16 protein-coding genes are annotated in these 15,472 nt (G+C 65.1%); 9 read left to right on the top strand and 7 right to left on the bottom strand.

Features of this window, described 5'->3' with window-relative positions; genetic code table 11:
- Positions 1-10 precede the first annotated feature (10 nt).
- From hemB to WFP44_RS06335, 4 genes are read left to right on the top strand one after another with little or no spacing between them, the layout of a single operon-like run.
- Positions 11-1,006, top strand: coding sequence for a porphobilinogen synthase (gene hemB, locus WFP44_RS06350; protein ID WP_336925570.1), 996 nt, complete (start codon positions 11-13; stop codon positions 1,004-1,006).
- Complete coding sequence (locus WFP44_RS06345; protein ID WP_336925569.1) at positions 999-1,583, top strand: GNAT family N-acetyltransferase; 585 nt, start codon at positions 999-1,001, stop codon at positions 1,581-1,583. The genes hemB and WFP44_RS06345 overlap by 8 nt, the downstream gene beginning before the upstream one ends.
- Complete coding sequence (locus WFP44_RS06340) at positions 1,580-2,164, top strand: gamma carbonic anhydrase family protein (protein WP_336925568.1); 585 nt, start codon at positions 1,580-1,582, stop codon at positions 2,162-2,164. Before WFP44_RS06345 ends, WFP44_RS06340 begins: the two co-directional genes overlap by 4 nt.
- Positions 2,145-2,423, top strand: a complete 279-nt coding sequence (locus WFP44_RS06335) for a DUF167 domain-containing protein (protein ID WP_336925567.1) — start codon at positions 2,145-2,147, stop codon at positions 2,421-2,423. Before WFP44_RS06340 ends, WFP44_RS06335 begins: the two co-directional genes overlap by 20 nt.
- Here WFP44_RS06335 and WFP44_RS06330 read toward each other — a convergent pair.
- The 5 genes from WFP44_RS06330 to WFP44_RS06310 form a co-directional block, all read right to left on the bottom strand.
- On the bottom strand, positions 2,420-3,067 hold the full coding sequence (locus WFP44_RS06330) for a YoaK family protein (protein ID WP_336925566.1): 648 nt from the start codon (positions 3,065-3,067) through the stop codon (positions 2,420-2,422). The two genes, WFP44_RS06335 and WFP44_RS06330, sit on opposite strands and share 4 nt — an antisense overlap.
- A gap of 32 nt (positions 3,068-3,099) precedes the next feature.
- Positions 3,100-4,722 carry a cisplatin damage response ATP-dependent DNA ligase gene (locus WFP44_RS06325; RefSeq protein ID WP_336925565.1) on the bottom strand — a complete coding sequence of 541 codons (1,623 nt, stop codon included), beginning with the start codon at positions 4,720-4,722 and terminating at the stop codon, positions 3,100-3,102.
- 3 nt (positions 4,723-4,725) lie between these two features.
- Positions 4,726-5,733, bottom strand: coding sequence for a ligase-associated DNA damage response exonuclease (locus tag WFP44_RS06320; protein WP_336925564.1), 1,008 nt, complete (start codon positions 5,731-5,733; stop codon positions 4,726-4,728).
- Positions 5,734-5,812: 79 nt separating this feature from the next.
- Positions 5,813-8,173 (bottom strand): ATP-dependent Clp protease ATP-binding subunit ClpA, encoded by a 2,361-nt coding sequence (gene clpA, locus WFP44_RS06315; RefSeq protein WP_336925563.1) that lies wholly within the window; start codon positions 8,171-8,173, stop codon positions 5,813-5,815.
- Positions 8,174-8,325: 152 nt separating this feature from the next.
- Positions 8,326-8,535 carry a DUF1192 domain-containing protein gene (locus tag WFP44_RS06310; RefSeq protein ID WP_336925562.1) on the bottom strand — a complete coding sequence of 70 codons (210 nt, stop codon included), beginning with the start codon at positions 8,533-8,535 and terminating at the stop codon, positions 8,326-8,328.
- Positions 8,536-8,660: 125 nt separating this feature from the next.
- Here WFP44_RS06310 and WFP44_RS06305 point away from each other — a divergent pair, with 125 nt between their 5' ends.
- From WFP44_RS06305 to WFP44_RS06285, 5 genes are all read left to right on the top strand, one after another.
- Entirely contained in the window at positions 8,661-9,647 is a 987-nt protein-coding gene (locus WFP44_RS06305; RefSeq protein WP_336925561.1) for an NAD(P)H-quinone oxidoreductase, read from the top strand.
- A gap of 1 nt (position 9,648) precedes the next feature.
- On the top strand, positions 9,649-10,563 hold the full coding sequence (locus tag WFP44_RS06300; RefSeq protein ID WP_336925560.1) for a DUF8021 domain-containing protein: 915 nt from the start codon (positions 9,649-9,651) through the stop codon (positions 10,561-10,563).
- Positions 10,564-10,882: 319 nt separating this feature from the next.
- A complete protein-coding gene (locus WFP44_RS06295) occupies positions 10,883-11,794 on the top strand; it encodes a UDP-2,3-diacylglucosamine diphosphatase (protein ID WP_336925559.1) in 912 nt (303 codons plus the stop codon).
- Positions 11,795-11,807: 13 nt separating this feature from the next.
- Positions 11,808-12,851: a glycosyltransferase family 4 protein gene (locus tag WFP44_RS06290; protein ID WP_336925558.1), complete on the top strand. Its 1,044-nt coding sequence runs from the start codon at positions 11,808-11,810 to the stop codon at positions 12,849-12,851.
- A gap of 147 nt (positions 12,852-12,998) precedes the next feature.
- A complete protein-coding gene (locus WFP44_RS06285) occupies positions 12,999-13,700 on the top strand; it encodes a DUF1013 domain-containing protein (protein ID WP_336925557.1) in 702 nt (233 codons plus the stop codon).
- Positions 13,701-13,787: 87 nt separating this feature from the next.
- On the opposite strand, the gene WFP44_RS06280 is transcribed toward WFP44_RS06285, so the two are convergent.
- Together WFP44_RS06280 and WFP44_RS06275 are read right to left on the bottom strand one after the other, a co-directional pair.
- A complete protein-coding gene (locus WFP44_RS06280) occupies positions 13,788-14,165 on the bottom strand; it encodes a bactofilin family protein (RefSeq protein ID WP_336925556.1) in 378 nt (125 codons plus the stop codon).
- Positions 14,155-15,333, bottom strand: a complete 1,179-nt coding sequence (locus tag WFP44_RS06275) for a M23 family metallopeptidase (protein WP_336925555.1) — start codon at positions 15,331-15,333, stop codon at positions 14,155-14,157. Before WFP44_RS06275 ends, WFP44_RS06280 begins: the two co-directional genes overlap by 11 nt.
- Positions 15,334-15,472 lie beyond the last annotated feature (139 nt).

Here is a 15,472-nt window from a genome sequence, read left to right as displayed (position 1 = left end):
CTTTGCCGCTATGACTGCATCCTATCCCGCCACCCGCCTGCGCCGCGCGCGCACCCATGCGTGGAGCCGCGCCCTCCTGCGCGAAACCGTGCTGACCCCGGCTGATCTGATCTGGCCGCTCTTCATCACCAGCGGCAGCGGGGTGGAGGAGCCGATCGCCTCCTTGCCGGGCGTCTCGCGCTGGTCCATCGATGGCATTGCCGCACGGGCAAAGGAGGCGGTCGCGCTGGGTATCCCCTGTGTGGCGCTGTTCCCCAATACCCCGCCTGACCGGCGCAGCGCCGACGGGGCCGAGGCGCTCAATCCCGACAACCTCATGTGCCAGGCGATCCGCGCCATCCGCGATGCCTGCGGCAATGATGTGGGCATTCTGACCGATGTTGCGCTCGATCCCTATACCAGCCACGGGCAGGACGGGCTGGTGGACGACGCCGGATATGTGCTGAACGACGATACGGTGGCCGTGCTGGTCGATCAGGCGGTGACGCAGGCAGAGGCGGGGGCCGATATCATCGCCCCGTCCGACATGATGGACGGGCGCATCAAGGCGATCCGCATGGCGCTGGAAATGGGCGGGCACACCAATGTCCAGATCATGTCCTATGCCGCCAAATATGCGAGCGCCTTCTACGGCCCGTTCCGCGATGCGGTGGGCAGCGGCGGCCTGTTGAAAGGCGACAAGAAAACCTACCAGATGGACCCGGCCAATGCCGAGGAAGCGCTTCGTGAAGTGGCGCTCGATATTGCCGAAGGTGCGGACAGCGTGATGGTGAAGCCGGGCCTGCCCTATCTTGACATCGTGGCGCGGGTGAAGGCGCGGTTCGAGGTTCCCGTGTTCGCCTATCAGGTAAGCGGCGAATACGCGATGATCGCGGCGGCGGCGGCGGCCGGCGCGGGAGATCGCGATGCGCTGGCGCTGGAAACGCTGATGGCGTTCAAGCGTGCGGGCGCATCGGGGGTGCTGACTTACCACGCGCCGCTGGCGGCGCGGCTGCTGAATGGCTGACCCGCAGGCCAATTTCCGGCTGGAAACGCCGCGGCTCGTCCTGCGCGACTGGCGTGACGAAGACTGGCCCGAATTCTTCCGCCTGACCAACACGCCCAGCGTGATGCGCTGGCTGGCGGGGGTTCTGGACGCCGATGGCATGGCGGCGCAGCGCGCCCGCGTTACCACCTGCGCCGCGCGCAACGGCTTCTGCTTCTGGGTGGTGGAGCGCAAGGGCGATGGCGGGCATTTGTCGGGCGAGATGCTGGGCTTTTGCGGCCTGAAGCGCGCCGATGCGCCCGGATGCTCGGTTCCGGGCGAGTTCGAGATCGGCTGGCGCTTTCGCGAAGATGCCTGGGGCAAGGGTTATGCGAGGGAAGCGGCAGAGGCGGCGCTGGCGGCAGGCTTTACCCGTTTCGGGGCGGAGCGGATTGTCGCCTTCACCCTGATCGAGAACACCGCCAGCTGGGGCCTGATGGAACGGCTGGGAATGGTGCGGCGGCGCGAACTGGATTTCACCGAGACGCGGTATGATCCGCCCTTCTGCCATGCGATCACCTGGGCGATCACGCGCGCGGAGTGGGAGGCGCAGCAGTGAACGATCCGCGCTTCCCCGGTGCCACGATCCTGCCCTTTGACGGCAAGATGCCGCGCATTCACGACAGCGCCTTTGTCGCGCCCGGTGCGTGCATCATCGGCGATGTGACCGTGGGGGCCGAGGCGAGCATCTGGTACAATTGCGTGCTGCGCGGCGATATTCACCGCATCGAAGTGGGCGCGCGATCGAATGTGCAGGATGGCACGGTGATCCATGTCGAAGGGCCGCGCCCCGAAGCCGCCGTGCCGACGCAAGGCTTGCCCACAATTATTGGCGAGGATTGCGTGATCGGCCATATGGCGATCGTCCATGCCGCGGTGGTCGAGGATGGCGGCTTTGTCGGCATGGGCGCCGTGGCGATGGATGGCGCGCGCATTTCCAGCGGCGCGATGCTGGGGGCAGGCGCGCTGCTCAGCCCCGGCAAGGTCATCCCGCCGGACGAAATCTGGGTGGGCCGCCCGGCGCGTTTCCTGCGCGCGCAGGACGAAGGGCAAATCGCCAAGATCCGCTATCAGACGCAGCGCTATTGCGAACTGGCGCGGCGGCACAAGGCTGCACTTGGTGGCGAAACCCAAGGCTGATCTCGCTCCTGCCCATGCCATTCGCGCGCTGGCCGATGGCGAAGGGCGGCTTGCGCTGCGCGTAACGCCGGGGGCAAGAACCGAAGCCGTCACCATCGCAGGCGGTGTGGTTCACATCAAGGTGCGCGCCCGCCCTGATGGAGGCGCGGCGAATGCGGCAGTGCTGGAATTGCTGGCCCGTACGCTCAATACCGCGCCCTCGCGCATCACCTTGTTGCGCGGCGCAACTTCGCGGCAAAAGCTGGTGCAACTGGGTTAGGCGGGGCCTTGCTCCATCCGCCACGCGCAGACCACCAGCGCCAGCGCCCACAGACCTGCCGCCCATGGCGCGAGCAGGGGCAGGCTTGAAAACAACAGCGCCCCGCCGCAGGCCCCGGCGGCAAGGCTGCTCCACAGGATGAAGCTGGGCAGGGCCCCTTTGCGCCCATGCACGCTGCCCGTCAGCCATCCAGCCAGCCCTTCGCCCATGCGCACCAATGCGCCGGTCATATAGGTCACGCCCAGCGCCACCTGTCCATCGCGGCGAAAGACATTGTTGATCGCGCCCATCGCAATCACCGCAAAGCCGAGGAAGGCCGCGGTGCTGCCCAGCGCCTGCCCCGCCGCCGCCAGCAGCAGCAGCGCGCCCGATGCAGCCAACACGGCGGTTTTGCGCCGTGACGCCACCTTCTCGGCCATCACCGCTCCCGCCGCCACACCCAGCACGAATCCCGCCAGCAGCAACCCCGCCACCAGCGCAGCGCGCCCTCCGCCCGCCAGCTCGACACCCAGACGTGTGGTATTGCCCGACATAAAGGAGACGAAGAACCGGTCTGCCGCCAGAAAGCCCGACGCATCGACAAAGCCCGCCAGCCCGGCAATGGCATAGGCAAGCAGGCGTTCGGACGGCGCGAAGTGCAGCATCGCGCCATCATGCGCGCACCAGCTTCGCGGCGTCAATCGCGGATGAGAGCGCGTAGCGCCTCGATCCGGTCCGCCTCGTGCGCGGGCTTGTCCCAGCGGATGCGGCGGATGCGCGGGAATCGCATGGCGAGGCCCGATTTGTGGCGTGTGCTGGCGTGCACCGAATCGAAGGCTACCTCAAACACCAGCCGCCGCTCCACCTCGCGCACCGGGCCGAACCGGTTCACCGTATGCTGCCGCACGTGCCGGTCGAGAAGCACCAGCTCCTCGTCCGAAAAGCCCGAATAGGCCTTGCCCACGGGCAGCAATTGCCCGCCTTCCGCCGGATCGCCACCCCAGCAGCCAAAGGTGTAATCGGAATAGAAGCTGGATCGCTTGCCGCTGCCGCGAGTGGCATACATCAGCACGCAATCGACCAGCAGCGGATCGCGCTTCCACTTGAACCACAGGCCTGCACGCCGCCCGGCAATATAGGGCGCATCGCGCCGCTTCAGCATCAGCCCCTCGATCGCGGCATCGCGCGCATTGTCACGAAGCGCGGCAAGCTCGGCAAAATCGCGTGCCTCCACCAGCGCGGAGAGGTCGAAATGGCTGGCCGGCAGGCGCGGCATCAGCGCCTCCAGCGCAGCGCGGCGCGCGTGCCAGGGCAAAGGGCGCAGATCCTCGCCATCGTGCAGCAGCAGATCATAGACGCGCATGAAGACCGGATATTCCGCCAACATTGCCTTGCTCACGCTCTTGCGGCCCAGCCGCTGTTGCAGCGCGTTGAAACTGGCCGCTCCCCCTTGCGTGCCGGGATTGGCCTTTCCGCCTTGGCTGCTCCCGCGCACCAGCAATTCGCCGTCGAGCACCACTGGCAGATCCAGCGCCGCCACCATTTCGGGAAAGCTGGCCGAAATATCATCGCCCGACCGCGAAAAGGCGCGGGTTTCCCCGCCCATATGGACAAGCTGCGCGCGGATGCCGTCCCATTTCCATTCCGCCACATAATCGGTGAGCGAAAGTTCTGCCTCCTCCAAAGGATGGGCCAGCATGAAAGGGCGGAACAGCGGCAGATTGTCGGTGCGCGGGGGCGGCGCGCCGTCGGCCGCCCAGGCGAACAGCGCGGTGTAAGGCGGCGTTTGCCCGTGCCAGTATTCCTCCACCTCCTCCACCGCCACGCCAAAGGCCTGCGCAAAGGCGGTGCGGGCCAGTCGCGCGGATAAGCCGGCGCGCATGGCACCGGTGGCGAATTTGATCAGCGCATAGCGGCCTGACGCATCCAGGCGATTGAGCAGGGCTGCCAGTTCACCCGGAGCAGTGCTGCGGGTGAGCGCGGACAGGCGGGAGACCACTTCGCGCAAACTGATGTCAGCAGGCGTTGACGCGGTGACGTCAAAAGGTGGTTCGGGCCACAGAAGGCTGACCGTTTCCGCCGTATCGCCCACGAAATCGCGCGACAGCGACCACAGCACCGGATCGACCCGATCATGCATCAGCGCGCGGAAGGTGGACGCTTTCACCGCCGGGAAGTCCAGCTCGCCCGTCAATGCGGCAAGCGCCCAGCCCCGATCGGGATCGGGCGCGGCGCGCAGATAATCGGCCAGCAGCGCCAGCTTGGCGTTGCGGCCGGTGGTGTAAACCAGCGCGTCGAGCAGGGCGGCAAAGGCCTGCATCGCCTAATCGTCCTCCTCCTCGCGCCCCACCAGCGCCAGCGCGCGGGCGCGGCGTTGGGTGAGCTCGTGCCAGCGCAGCAGCGCTTCCTCGCGCCCGTGGGTGATCCACGTTTCCGCCGGGTTCACCTCCTCGATCGTGCGCGTCAATTCGCCCCAATCGGCGTGGTCGGAAATAACCAGCGGCAATTCCACGCCGCGCTGCCGCGCCCGCCCGCGCACGCGCATCCATCCGCTGGCCATGGCGGTGACCGGATCGGGCAGGCGGCGGCTCCAGCGGTCGTTCAGGGCCGATGGCGGGGCGATCACGATGGCGCCGCGCAAGGCGTCTTTCGATGGCGCATCGCTCACCAGCCGCAGATCGCCCAGCGGCACGCCGTGCTCTTCATACAGGTGGCACATCGCCTCCATCGCGCCGTGCAGCCAGATCGTGTCGGCATGGCCGGCGGTGCGCAGTTCGGCAATTATCCGCTGCGCTTTGCCCAGCGCATAGGCGCCCACCAGCACGCAGGAATCGGGCTGCGCGGCAAGGCGCGCCAGCAGCTTGCTGATTTCGTCTGCAATGGGCGGGTGCGTGAAAACGGGCAGACCAAAGGTCGCCTCGGTGATGAAGATGTCGCAGGGCGTGACTTCAAAAGGCGCGCAGGTGGGATCGGGCCTGCGCTTGTAATCGCCGGTAATAACCACGCGCTCGCCTGCGTGCTCCAGCAGAATCTGCGCGCTGCCCAGCACATGGCCTGCGGGCACGAAGGTGGCGTCCACTCCGCCGCCCAAGCGCAGCGTCTCGCCATAGGCCACCGGCACTGCGCCGGCGCAAGTTGCGTAGCGCAACTTCATGATGGCGAGTGTTTCAGGCGTCGCCACTGTCTGCCCGTGCCCGCCGCGCGCGTGATCGGCATGGCCGTGGGTGACAAGCGCCAGATCGGCGGGATGCGATGGGTCAATCCACGCATTGGCCGGGGCCACGAAAATGCCGCGCGGGTCAGGCCGTATCCAGGAGAAGGGGGCGCTCATCCCCCATCAATGGCAAGGGCGGTGCCGGAGTTCCAGCACCGCCCTTTGTCACCTGCGATTTTGCGGCAGTGAGAGAGGATTACTCCTCGCCCGCATCCTCGACCGGTGCCTGCGTCGGCTTGGCCGCGCGCTTCCTGGCGCTGGGCTTTTTCGGCTTGGCGGGCCTTGGTGCGGCCGGGGTGAGTTCGAAGGAGAGCTTGTCGTCCTTCACGCTCACATGGACTTCGCCGCCGCCCGCCAGCTTCCCGAACAGCAATTCCTCGGCCAGCGGCTGCTTCACCTTGTCCTGGATGAGTCGGGCCATGGGGCGTGCGCCATACAGCTTGTCATAGCCGCGGGTCGCCAGCCAGCTGCGGGCGTCGCTGTCGAACTGGATATGGACGTTCTGGTCGGCCAGTTGCAGTTCGAGCTGAAGGATGAACTTGTCCACCACGCGGCTGACCGTTTCCGGGCCGAGATAGGCAAAGGGCACCACCGCATCGAGACGGTTGCGGAATTCGGGCGTGAACATCTTCTTCACCGCCTCGTCCTGCGCCTCGACCTTGGTGCCCGCGCCAAAGCCGATCCCCTGCCGCGCCATGTCGGCCGCGCCGGCATTGGTTGTCATGATGAGCACGACATTGCGGAAATCCACCGTCTTGCCGTGATGGTCGGTCAGGCGGCCATTATCCATCACCTGCAACAGGATGTTGAACAGGTCGGGATGCGCCTTCTCGATTTCGTCGAGCAGCAGCACGCAATGCGGGTGCTGGTCGATCGCATCGGTCAGCAATCCGCCCTGATCGTATCCGACATAGCCCGGAGGGGCGCCGATCAGGCGCGATACCGAGTGCCGCTCCATATATTCGGACATATCGAATCGCTTGAGCTCGATTCCCATGATATGGGCAAGCTGGCGGGCAACTTCGGTCTTGCCGACGCCGGTGGGGCCGGAAAACAGGAAGCTGCCAATGGGCTTGTCCGCATCGCGCAGGCCTGCGCGGCTCAGCTTCATCGCGGTGGCAAGGCGTTCGATTGCCTCGTCCTGGCCAAAGACCACGCGCTTCAGATCCTTGTCGAGGCTGGCCAGCGCGGCCTTGTCATCCTTGCTGACCGATTTCGGCGGGATGCGCGCCATGGTGGCGATCACCTTCTCGATGTCCTTGGCGGTCAGCGTCTTGCGGCGGCGGCTGGGTGGCACGAGCATCTGCATCGCGCCTGCCTCGTCGATCACGTCGATCGCCTTGTCGGGCAACTTGCGGTCATTGATATAGCGCGCCGACAGTTCCACCGCGGTCTTGATCGCCTCGGGCGTGTATTTGACCTTGTGATGCTCCTCGAACGCGGTGCGCAGGCCTTTCAGGATCTTGATCGTATCCTCCACCGTCGGCTCGTTCACGTCGATCTTCTGGAACCGTCGCAGCAATGCGCGGTCCTTTTCGAAGTGGTTGCGGAACTCCTTGTAAGTGGTCGAACCGATGCAGCGGATCGCGCCCGATGACAGCGCAGGTTTGAGCAGGTTGGACGCATCCATCGCCCCGCCGCTGGTCGCGCCGGCACCGATCACCGTGTGAATTTCATCAATGAAAAGAACGGCTTCCGGCATTTTTTCCAGTTCGGAGACGACCTGCTTCAGCCGCTCCTCGAAATCGCCGCGATAGCGTGTGCCCGCCAGCAGCGCGCCCATGTCGAGGCTGTAGATCACCGCGTCCTGCAGCACTTCGGGCACGTCGCCTTCGACGATCTTGCGCGCCAGGCCCTCGGCAATCGCCGTTTTGCCCACGCCCGGATCGCCGACATAGAGCGGGTTGTTCTTCGACCGGCGGCACAGGATCTGGATCGTGCGGTCCACTTCGGGCCCGCGCCCGATCAGCGGATCGACCTTGCCATCCAGCGCCTTCTGGTTGAGGTTGACGCAGAACTGGTCGAGCGCGGAATCCTTCTTGTTCTTTTCCGGCTTCTCCTCGGCCCGCACTTCGGGTTCTTCCGCGCCGGAAGGCGGGCGGCTGTCAGTCTGGCGGCCGTTCTTGCCGATGCCGTGGCTGATATAGCTGACCGCATCGAGCCGGCTCATATCCTGCTGCTGCAGGAAATAGACCGCGTAGCTGTCCCGCTCCGAAAACAGCGCGACCAGCACATTGGCACCGGTGACGGTATCCTTGCCGCTCGACTGCACGTGCAGGATGGCGCGCTGGATCACGCGCTGGAACCCGGCAGTGGGCTGCGGGTCGGCATTGTCCTCGGTCTTGAGCGACTGGTATTCCTGATCGAGATACTGGCGCACCACATTGCCCAGTTCGGACAGGTCCACGCCGCAGGCGCTCATCACCTCGGCGGCGTCCTCGTCATCCACCAGGGCGAGCAGCAGATGTTCCAGCGTTGCATATTCGTGCGAACGCTCGCTGGCGTTCTGCAGTGCGGTGTGGAGGGTCTTTTCGAGGTTCTGCGCGAAGCGTGCCATGCGTTTCTATCCAGTGGGCGCGATCATGCACCCGGTTGATTGCGACTGGCTGAATGGGATGTCCGGCCCGCCTTGTGATAACGAAAATATAAGGTGCCGCCGCGCAATTGCGAGAGGGACCAAGGGCCGCGCATCTGCTGCCCGCAGCGCCATCAGTCGCCGTTCCCGCCAGAAGGGCGGAACAGCGCTTCCGCCAGCTTGCGGTGATCGACCGCCTTGGCGTGGTGCGCCCTGACCCGTGCAATCTCCGCTTCGAGCAGGGCGATGCGGGCGAGCAGCTCTTCCTGCGAATAGCTGTCGAGCAGCTCCTTCGAAAGGAGGCTCGCGGCATCGCCGCGCGGGCGGGGAAGATCGTCTTCCATGTGGGCAGCATTGCCGCCTCGCCGCTTGCTGTCAATGCCCGCGCCCCTTACAGGCGTGGAAGTGTGATGCACTGTTGCGGGAGGGATGCGTGGGGGCCGAATTTCCCGAATTATTGCCGGACCTTATGCAGGCTGTCGCAATCGCCCGGCCGGGCGGGCCGGAGGTGTTGCAGATGGAACAGCGGCCGGTGCCGCGCCCCGCGCCGGGGCAGGTGCTGATCGCGGTCAGCCATGCCGGGGTCAACCGGCCCGATTGCCTGCAACGCGCCGGGCTTTACCCGCCGCCGCCCGACGCAAGCGATCTGCCGGGGCTGGAAGTGGCGGGCACGGTGGTGGCGCTGGGCGATGGCGTCATGGCGGAAATGCGGGGGCAGAAGGTCTGCGCGCTGGTCAATGGTGGCGGCTATGCGCAATATTGTCTGGCCAAGGCGGATGTGTGCCTGCCCGTTCCCGCAGCGCTGTCCATGGCCGAAGCGGCGGCCATGCCCGAAACCCTGTTCACCGTGTGGCACAATGTCTTTCAGCGCGGATATGTGCGCGATGGCGAGGTGCTGCTGGTGCATGGCGGCACCAGCGGCATTGGCAGCATGGCGATCAAGCTGGCGCTTCTGTTCGGCATTACGGTGATCGCCACCTGCGGCAGCGAGGAGAAGTGCGCGCAGGCGCGCGCTCTGGGTGTCGATCTGGCGATCAATTACCGGGAGGAGGATTTTGGCGAGGCCGTGCGCGCCTTCACGCAAGGGCGCGGCGCGGATGTGATCCTCGATATGGTGGCGGGCGATTACACGCAGGCCAATCTGGATTGTCTCGCGGTGGAGGGGCGGCTTGTCACCATCGCCACTTTGGGCGGGCCGAAGGCGAACATCCATGTCGGCAAGCTGATGGTGCGCCGCCAGACACTTACCGGATCGACCTTGCGCCCCCGCTCGGACGCCTTCAAGGCGGCGCTGGCACAGGAAATCGCGCGCGAGGTCTGGCCGCTGGTGGAACAGGGCGATCTTGCCCCGCAGATGGACCAGAGCTTTGCCCTCGCCGATGCGGCAGACGCGCACCGGCGGATGGAAGCGGGTGCGCATTTCGGCAAGATCGTGCTCAATGTAGGAGGGGAATGACATGGCCGTATCATCGCATCCGGGACGCAAGTGGGAGCGTGCTGCGCTTTATGCAGGCGCAGAGGCCTATCTGGATGCGCTGGTGGCGAAAGACCCCTCACGCCTCGCCTTTACCGACGATGTGGTGTTCACCGAAAACAATGTGCAGCTGATGCTGGGCGACGGGCTGTGGAACACGATCAGCGCGCGCCGGCCTGATTACGATCTCAAATGCGCCGATCTGGACACGGGGCAGGTCAGCTGGTTCGGCGTGATCGAGGAGCGCGGCCACCCCGCCATCATGGCGCTGCGGCTGGCCTATCGCGGCGAGGCCATTTCCGAGGTCGAGACGATTGTGTGCCGCGCGCACGAATTGGGGCCTTTCCCCAATATTGCGGGCTATGAAAAGCCGGTTCGCCCGCTGCTGCTGGCCGATGTGCCGCCGCAGGAGCGCCTGCCGCGCGATCGGCTGATTTCGATTGCCGATGGTTATTTCGACACGATCCAATTGAACGACGGCACGCTGTTCACCCATTTCACTGACGAATGCGACCGGATCGAAAACGGGCTGCAAACCACCAATACCGACATCGAGGGCTATCCCATTGCGCGCATGGGCACGGCCGACCAGTTCCGGCTGGGGCAATATATCTATGACGATCGCCTGCGCGACCGGCGTTTTCCCCTTGTCGATGAGGAGAAGGGGATCGTGCTGGCCGCCGGTTTCATCGACCATGCGGGCCGCGTGACCGATGTGACCTGGACCGATGGCAGCCGTCACACCTCGATCTTCCACTTTCCGCACAGCTTCGTGCTGCTGGAACTGTTCAAGATCGTGGGCGGCAAGATTGCCGAGGTGGAGGCGGTGTTCATCACCGTGCCGTATAATATGGTGTCACCTTGGGTCGCGCGGCAGCCCTATGTGATCCGGGGCTGAGAACAGGCGGGCTTTCCTACAGAATGCACGCCGTGGCATCGCGCTGCCGGTTCTTTGCACTGTTGATCCCCGGCCCGCCAAGGCTGCTTCGTTCCGCCAGAGTGTCAACTTCGGTTTCGGCGTCCAAGCATATGAAAATAGACATCTATTTTTCGAATTGAGTGATCGTGACGATGTCAATTTCGTCACCTTTGCCGCCGCAGGGAGCGTCTTTTCCCGGTCACATTGTCCCCGTTTTGTCCCTGAACTGTGAGTCCTGTGTAACAATTGCCCGGTAGTGGCGCCCTCAATGCACAAAGGCCACAAGGGAACCCGCACCATGTTCGGGGACTATATCGAAGGCAATTTCGGCAACGGTTCTCCAGCCAATGCGCTCGACGATTTCGAGCGGCAGGATCACGCCATTCCCGAACGCACGCATGGCAAACGGCGCAAGTTCCGCACCGTGTGGATCAGCGATGTGCATCTGGGCACCAAGGGCTGCAATGCCGAGCTGCTGATCGACTTCCTCGACCATGTCGATTCCGACACCATGTATCTGGTGGGCGACATTATCGACGGGTGGCGGCTGAAGAAGAAGTTCTATTGGCCTGCCAGCCATAACGACATTGTGCGCCGTATCCTGAAGCGCGCCAAGCGCGGCACGCGCATCGTCTATATCCCCGGCAATCATGACGAGATGTTCCGCCAGTTCACCGGCCTCAACTTTGGCGGGGTGGAAATCCGCCGCGCCGCTTTCCACGATACCGCCGATGGCCGCCGCCTGATGGTGCTGCATGGCGACGAATTCGACGCGATCATGCTTGCGCACCGCTGGCTCGCCTTTGTGGGCGATGCGGCCTATCACGCGCTGATGGCGGCCAATGTGTGGGTCAATGCGGTGCGCCAGAAGCTGGGCCTGCCCTATTGGTCGCTGTCCAAAATGGCCAAGCACAAGGTGAAGAACGCGGTCGAGTTCATCTCGCATTACGAGGAGATCGTGGCCCGCGCCGCCGGCGAACGCGGTGTGGACGGCGTGGTCTGCGGCCATATCCACACCGCCGAACACCGCCTGTTCAGCCATGATGGCAAGACGGTCGAATACTGGAACGATGGCGACTGGGTGGAAGGCTGCAACGCGCTGGTCGAACACGCAGACGGGCGGATGGAAATCCTCCACTGGCCTGCCGAAATCGCCAAGCGCGAAGCGGCAGAGGCGTCGCGGCCCGCTCTGGTGCCGCAGGCCGCCTGATGCGCATTGCCTCATGAGAATCGTCCTCGTCACCGATGCGTGGAGCCCGCAGGTCAACGGCGTTGTCCGCACGCTCAAAAGCGTGACCGCCGAGCTTCGCGCCATGGGGCACGAGGTGGAAATCATCGCGCCCGACCGGTTCCGCTCCCTCCCTTGCCCCACTTATCCCGAAATCCGGCTCGCGCTGGCGGGAAGGCGTCAGGTGGGGCGGTTGCTGGCCGATTGCGCGCCCGATGCGATCCACATCGCCACCGAAGGCCCGCTGGGCTGGGCGGCGCGCGGCTGGTGTCTGGCGAACAGGCGCAGCTTCACCACCGCCTATCACACGCAATTCCCCGATTATGTGGCGCGGCGCACGGGGCTTCCTTCGGGTCTGATCTGGCCGGTGATCCGGCATTTCCACCGCCCCGCCGCCGCAATCATGGTGGCGACCGAAACGATCCGCCAGCAATTGCGCGCACAGGGGCTGACGCAGCTGCGCCACTGGAGCAGGGGCGTGGACACCGCCACTTTTCACCCCGATTACGCGCCGCCCGATCTGTTCCTGCACCTGCCGCGCCCGATCCAGCTTTATGTGGGCCGCGTGGCGGTGGAGAAGAATATCGAGGCCTTCCTTGCCACCTCGCAGCCTGGCAGCAAGGTCGTGGTGGGCGATGGGCCGGCGCTGGCTGCGCTGCGCGCGCGCTATCCGCACGCGCATTTCCTCGGCCAGTTGACCGGCGCGCCGCTGGCGGCGGCCTATGCCGGGGCGGATGTGTTCGTCTTTCCCAGCCGCACCGATACGTTCGGGCTGGTAATGATCGAGGCGCTGGCTTGCGGCACACCGGTGGCCGCCTTTCCGGTTCCCGGCCCGCTCGACGTGCTCTCGGCCCAAAGCGGCGTGATGGAGGATGATCTGGATCGCGCAATCGCGGGGGCGCTGACTCTTTCCCGCGCCGACTGCCTGGCGCATGGTCGGTCCTTCGGCTGGCGGGCCAGTGCGCAGCAGTTTCTTGCCGCGCTGCATCCGCTGGCGAGTGCGGCGCCGGCGCCGGTCCTCACCCCGTCACCTGCGTGATCTGCGCCCCGTTGACTCAAATGCTTGCCGTTTGCGCGCAGAGGGACTAGATCACACTCCATGCAGGCCGTCCCGCGAGGGGCGGCCCTTTTATTTACGCCCATTCTTTTGCGATGGAGATTTCGCGTGGCCCAGCCCACCCCCCTTATGCCGCACGCGACTGCCTCGTGGCTGGTCGACAACACGGCGCTCAGCTTTGAGCAGATTGCTGAATTCTGCGGCCTGCACATCCTGGAAGTGCAGGCGATGGCCGATGATCTGGCCAGCTCCAAATATACCGGTCGCGACCCGGTCCATTCGGGCGAGCTGACGCATGAAGAGATCGAGCGCGGTCAGGCCAATCCCGAATACCGCCTGAAGATGCAGAAGGCGCCGGTCGATGTCAGCCGCACGAAGGGCCCGCGCTATACGCCGGTGTCCAAGCGGCAGGACAAGCCCGATGGGATTGCGTGGATCATCCGCAACCATCCCGAAATCTCCGATGCGCAGATCGGCAAGCTGATCGGCACCACGCGCAACACGATCAATGCGATCCGCGAACGCAGCCACTGGAACATCGCCAATATCACGCCCAAGGATCCGGTGACGCTGGGCCTGTGTTCGCAGCGCGAACTCGATGCCGCCGTGGCCCGTGCGGCCAAGAAGGCTGCCGCGCAGCAACCGGCGGTTGAGGAAAGCGCAGCCGAGGAAGCTCCCCAGCCCGCGCGCCGCGACGACCGGGAAGCGCTGATCGAGGAGCTGAAGGCCGAGCGTGACGCGGCGGCGCGCGCCGCATCCGAAGCCGCGCAGGAGGCCGAAGCCGAAGCCTGGCTCGAAGCCAAGCGTGCCGCCGAAGCTGGCGGCGCCTGATCGACTTCCCAGCAGCGCAATGCGCACAAAAAGGGCGGGCCCGGCAGAAATCCCTGGGCCGCCCCTTTTGCTTGCAGGTCAAGCTGCTCAATTGCCCAGCGGCACAACCTTGTCCCCGGCCTTCGCGGCGCGGCCCGATCCGGCATCGCGCGGGGCAAAACGGCCTTCCACCGCGGCGCCCTGTTCGATGGTCAGCGTTTCGTAGGCGACATCGCCTTCGATCCGCGCGGTCTTGAGCACCACCAGTTCGCGCGCATTGATCGTGCCCTTGACATAGCCCGACAGGCGCGCACGCTCCGCCGTGACGGCGCCTTCGATGCGGCTGGCTTCGCCTTGCACAAGCGCGGCACAGGCAATATCGCCGATCACCGCGCCATCGACATGAAGATCGGCCGAGGCCTCGACATCACCGCGGATGGTCACGTCCTTGCCGATGACAGAAAAGGTCGCGCGATCAGTGGCCATGCCGCTTCTCATCACCGTTGGCGGCAAATTCCGCGCGGGCTTCTTCGAGAACATTCGACGCCGACTCCAGGAAGGGCCGCGGATTGACGGGGCGGCCGTTGATATGGACTTCGAAATGCAGGTGCGGCCCGGTCGAACGGCCGGTATTGCCGATGCGGCCGATAACCTCGCCCGCGCTGACCTGTTGCCCGGCACGCGCATCCCAGCGCGACATATGCGCATAACGCGTCATCATGCCGTTGCCGTGCGTGATTTCCACCACCTTTCCATATCCCGCCTTGGTGCCGACAAAGCTCACCCGGCCATCGGCGGCAGCGTGGATCGGCGCGCCGATCGGGCCGCGGAAATCGAGGCCCGAATGCATCGCCGCGCGGCCGGTAAAGGGATCGCGGCGGTAGCCGAAGCCCGACGAAATGCTGCGCATATCCGCCGGCATCACCTGCGGGATTTCGTCCAGCCCGCGCTCCAGCGCGCTCATCCGCGAAAGGCTGAGCGCCAGCCGTTCAAAGCGCGGGTCGAGCGAGCCGTTGCTGTCCGATCGCAGCATCTGGAGAGGACCACCCATCGCCGCTTCGTCGCGCACCATCACCGCGCGCGGATCGAGGCCGAGCGAGCGGATGGCCCGTTCGGTGCGACTGGCGCGGCGGTCGGCATAGCGGGTGAGGCGTTCGACAAAGGCGAGCTGGCGCGCTTCTATCCGGGCAAGGCCGGCGGCTTCGGGGATTGCGCCTTCGATCAGACCGATCAGTTCCTGCGCTTCCTCGGTCGAATCGGAAACTGTCGCCGCGTCTTCGCCCTCGGCATTCATGTCGGCGGGGAGCATCTGCAGGATCCCATCGAGGAAATCCTGCCGTTCCTGCAGGTTGGCGGTGATCTGGTCGAGATCCTGCCGGTAATCGTGCAGCCGATCCTCCGCTTTGGCGACCTGGGCCGCGCGGGTGAGCAGATCGGCGCGTTCCGCATTGGCGCGGTACTGGCTCACCGCCATCGCGCCCATCGAACCGCCCCAGCCCAGCAGCGCGGCAAGCGCCACACCGGCCACGGTCATCTGCATCCGCGACGAAATCTTGATGAAGCGGACGTGGCCTTCGGAGCGCATGAAGAATTCACGCTCAGGAAACCAGGCCCGCAGGCGGTTGAACCATCCGCCGACGGTATTCTTATCCAAGACGACCCCTTGCGATTTGCCCCGTCCGTGTGCGGTGGGGTTAACGGCAGTTGCGGCAGAGTCGACCGACCCCGCTTAACCTTTGGGGCGAAACGAAGGCACCATGCGGTGAACCGTGGAACCATCACCGGATTCCTGT

Source organism: Alteraurantiacibacter palmitatis, assembly GCF_037154115.1.
Classification (GTDB): domain Bacteria; phylum Pseudomonadota; class Alphaproteobacteria; order Sphingomonadales; family Sphingomonadaceae; genus Alteraurantiacibacter; species Alteraurantiacibacter palmitatis.
The sequence above is the reverse complement of the archived record's forward strand: the minus strand, read 5'-3'. Positions and strand labels throughout refer to the sequence as shown.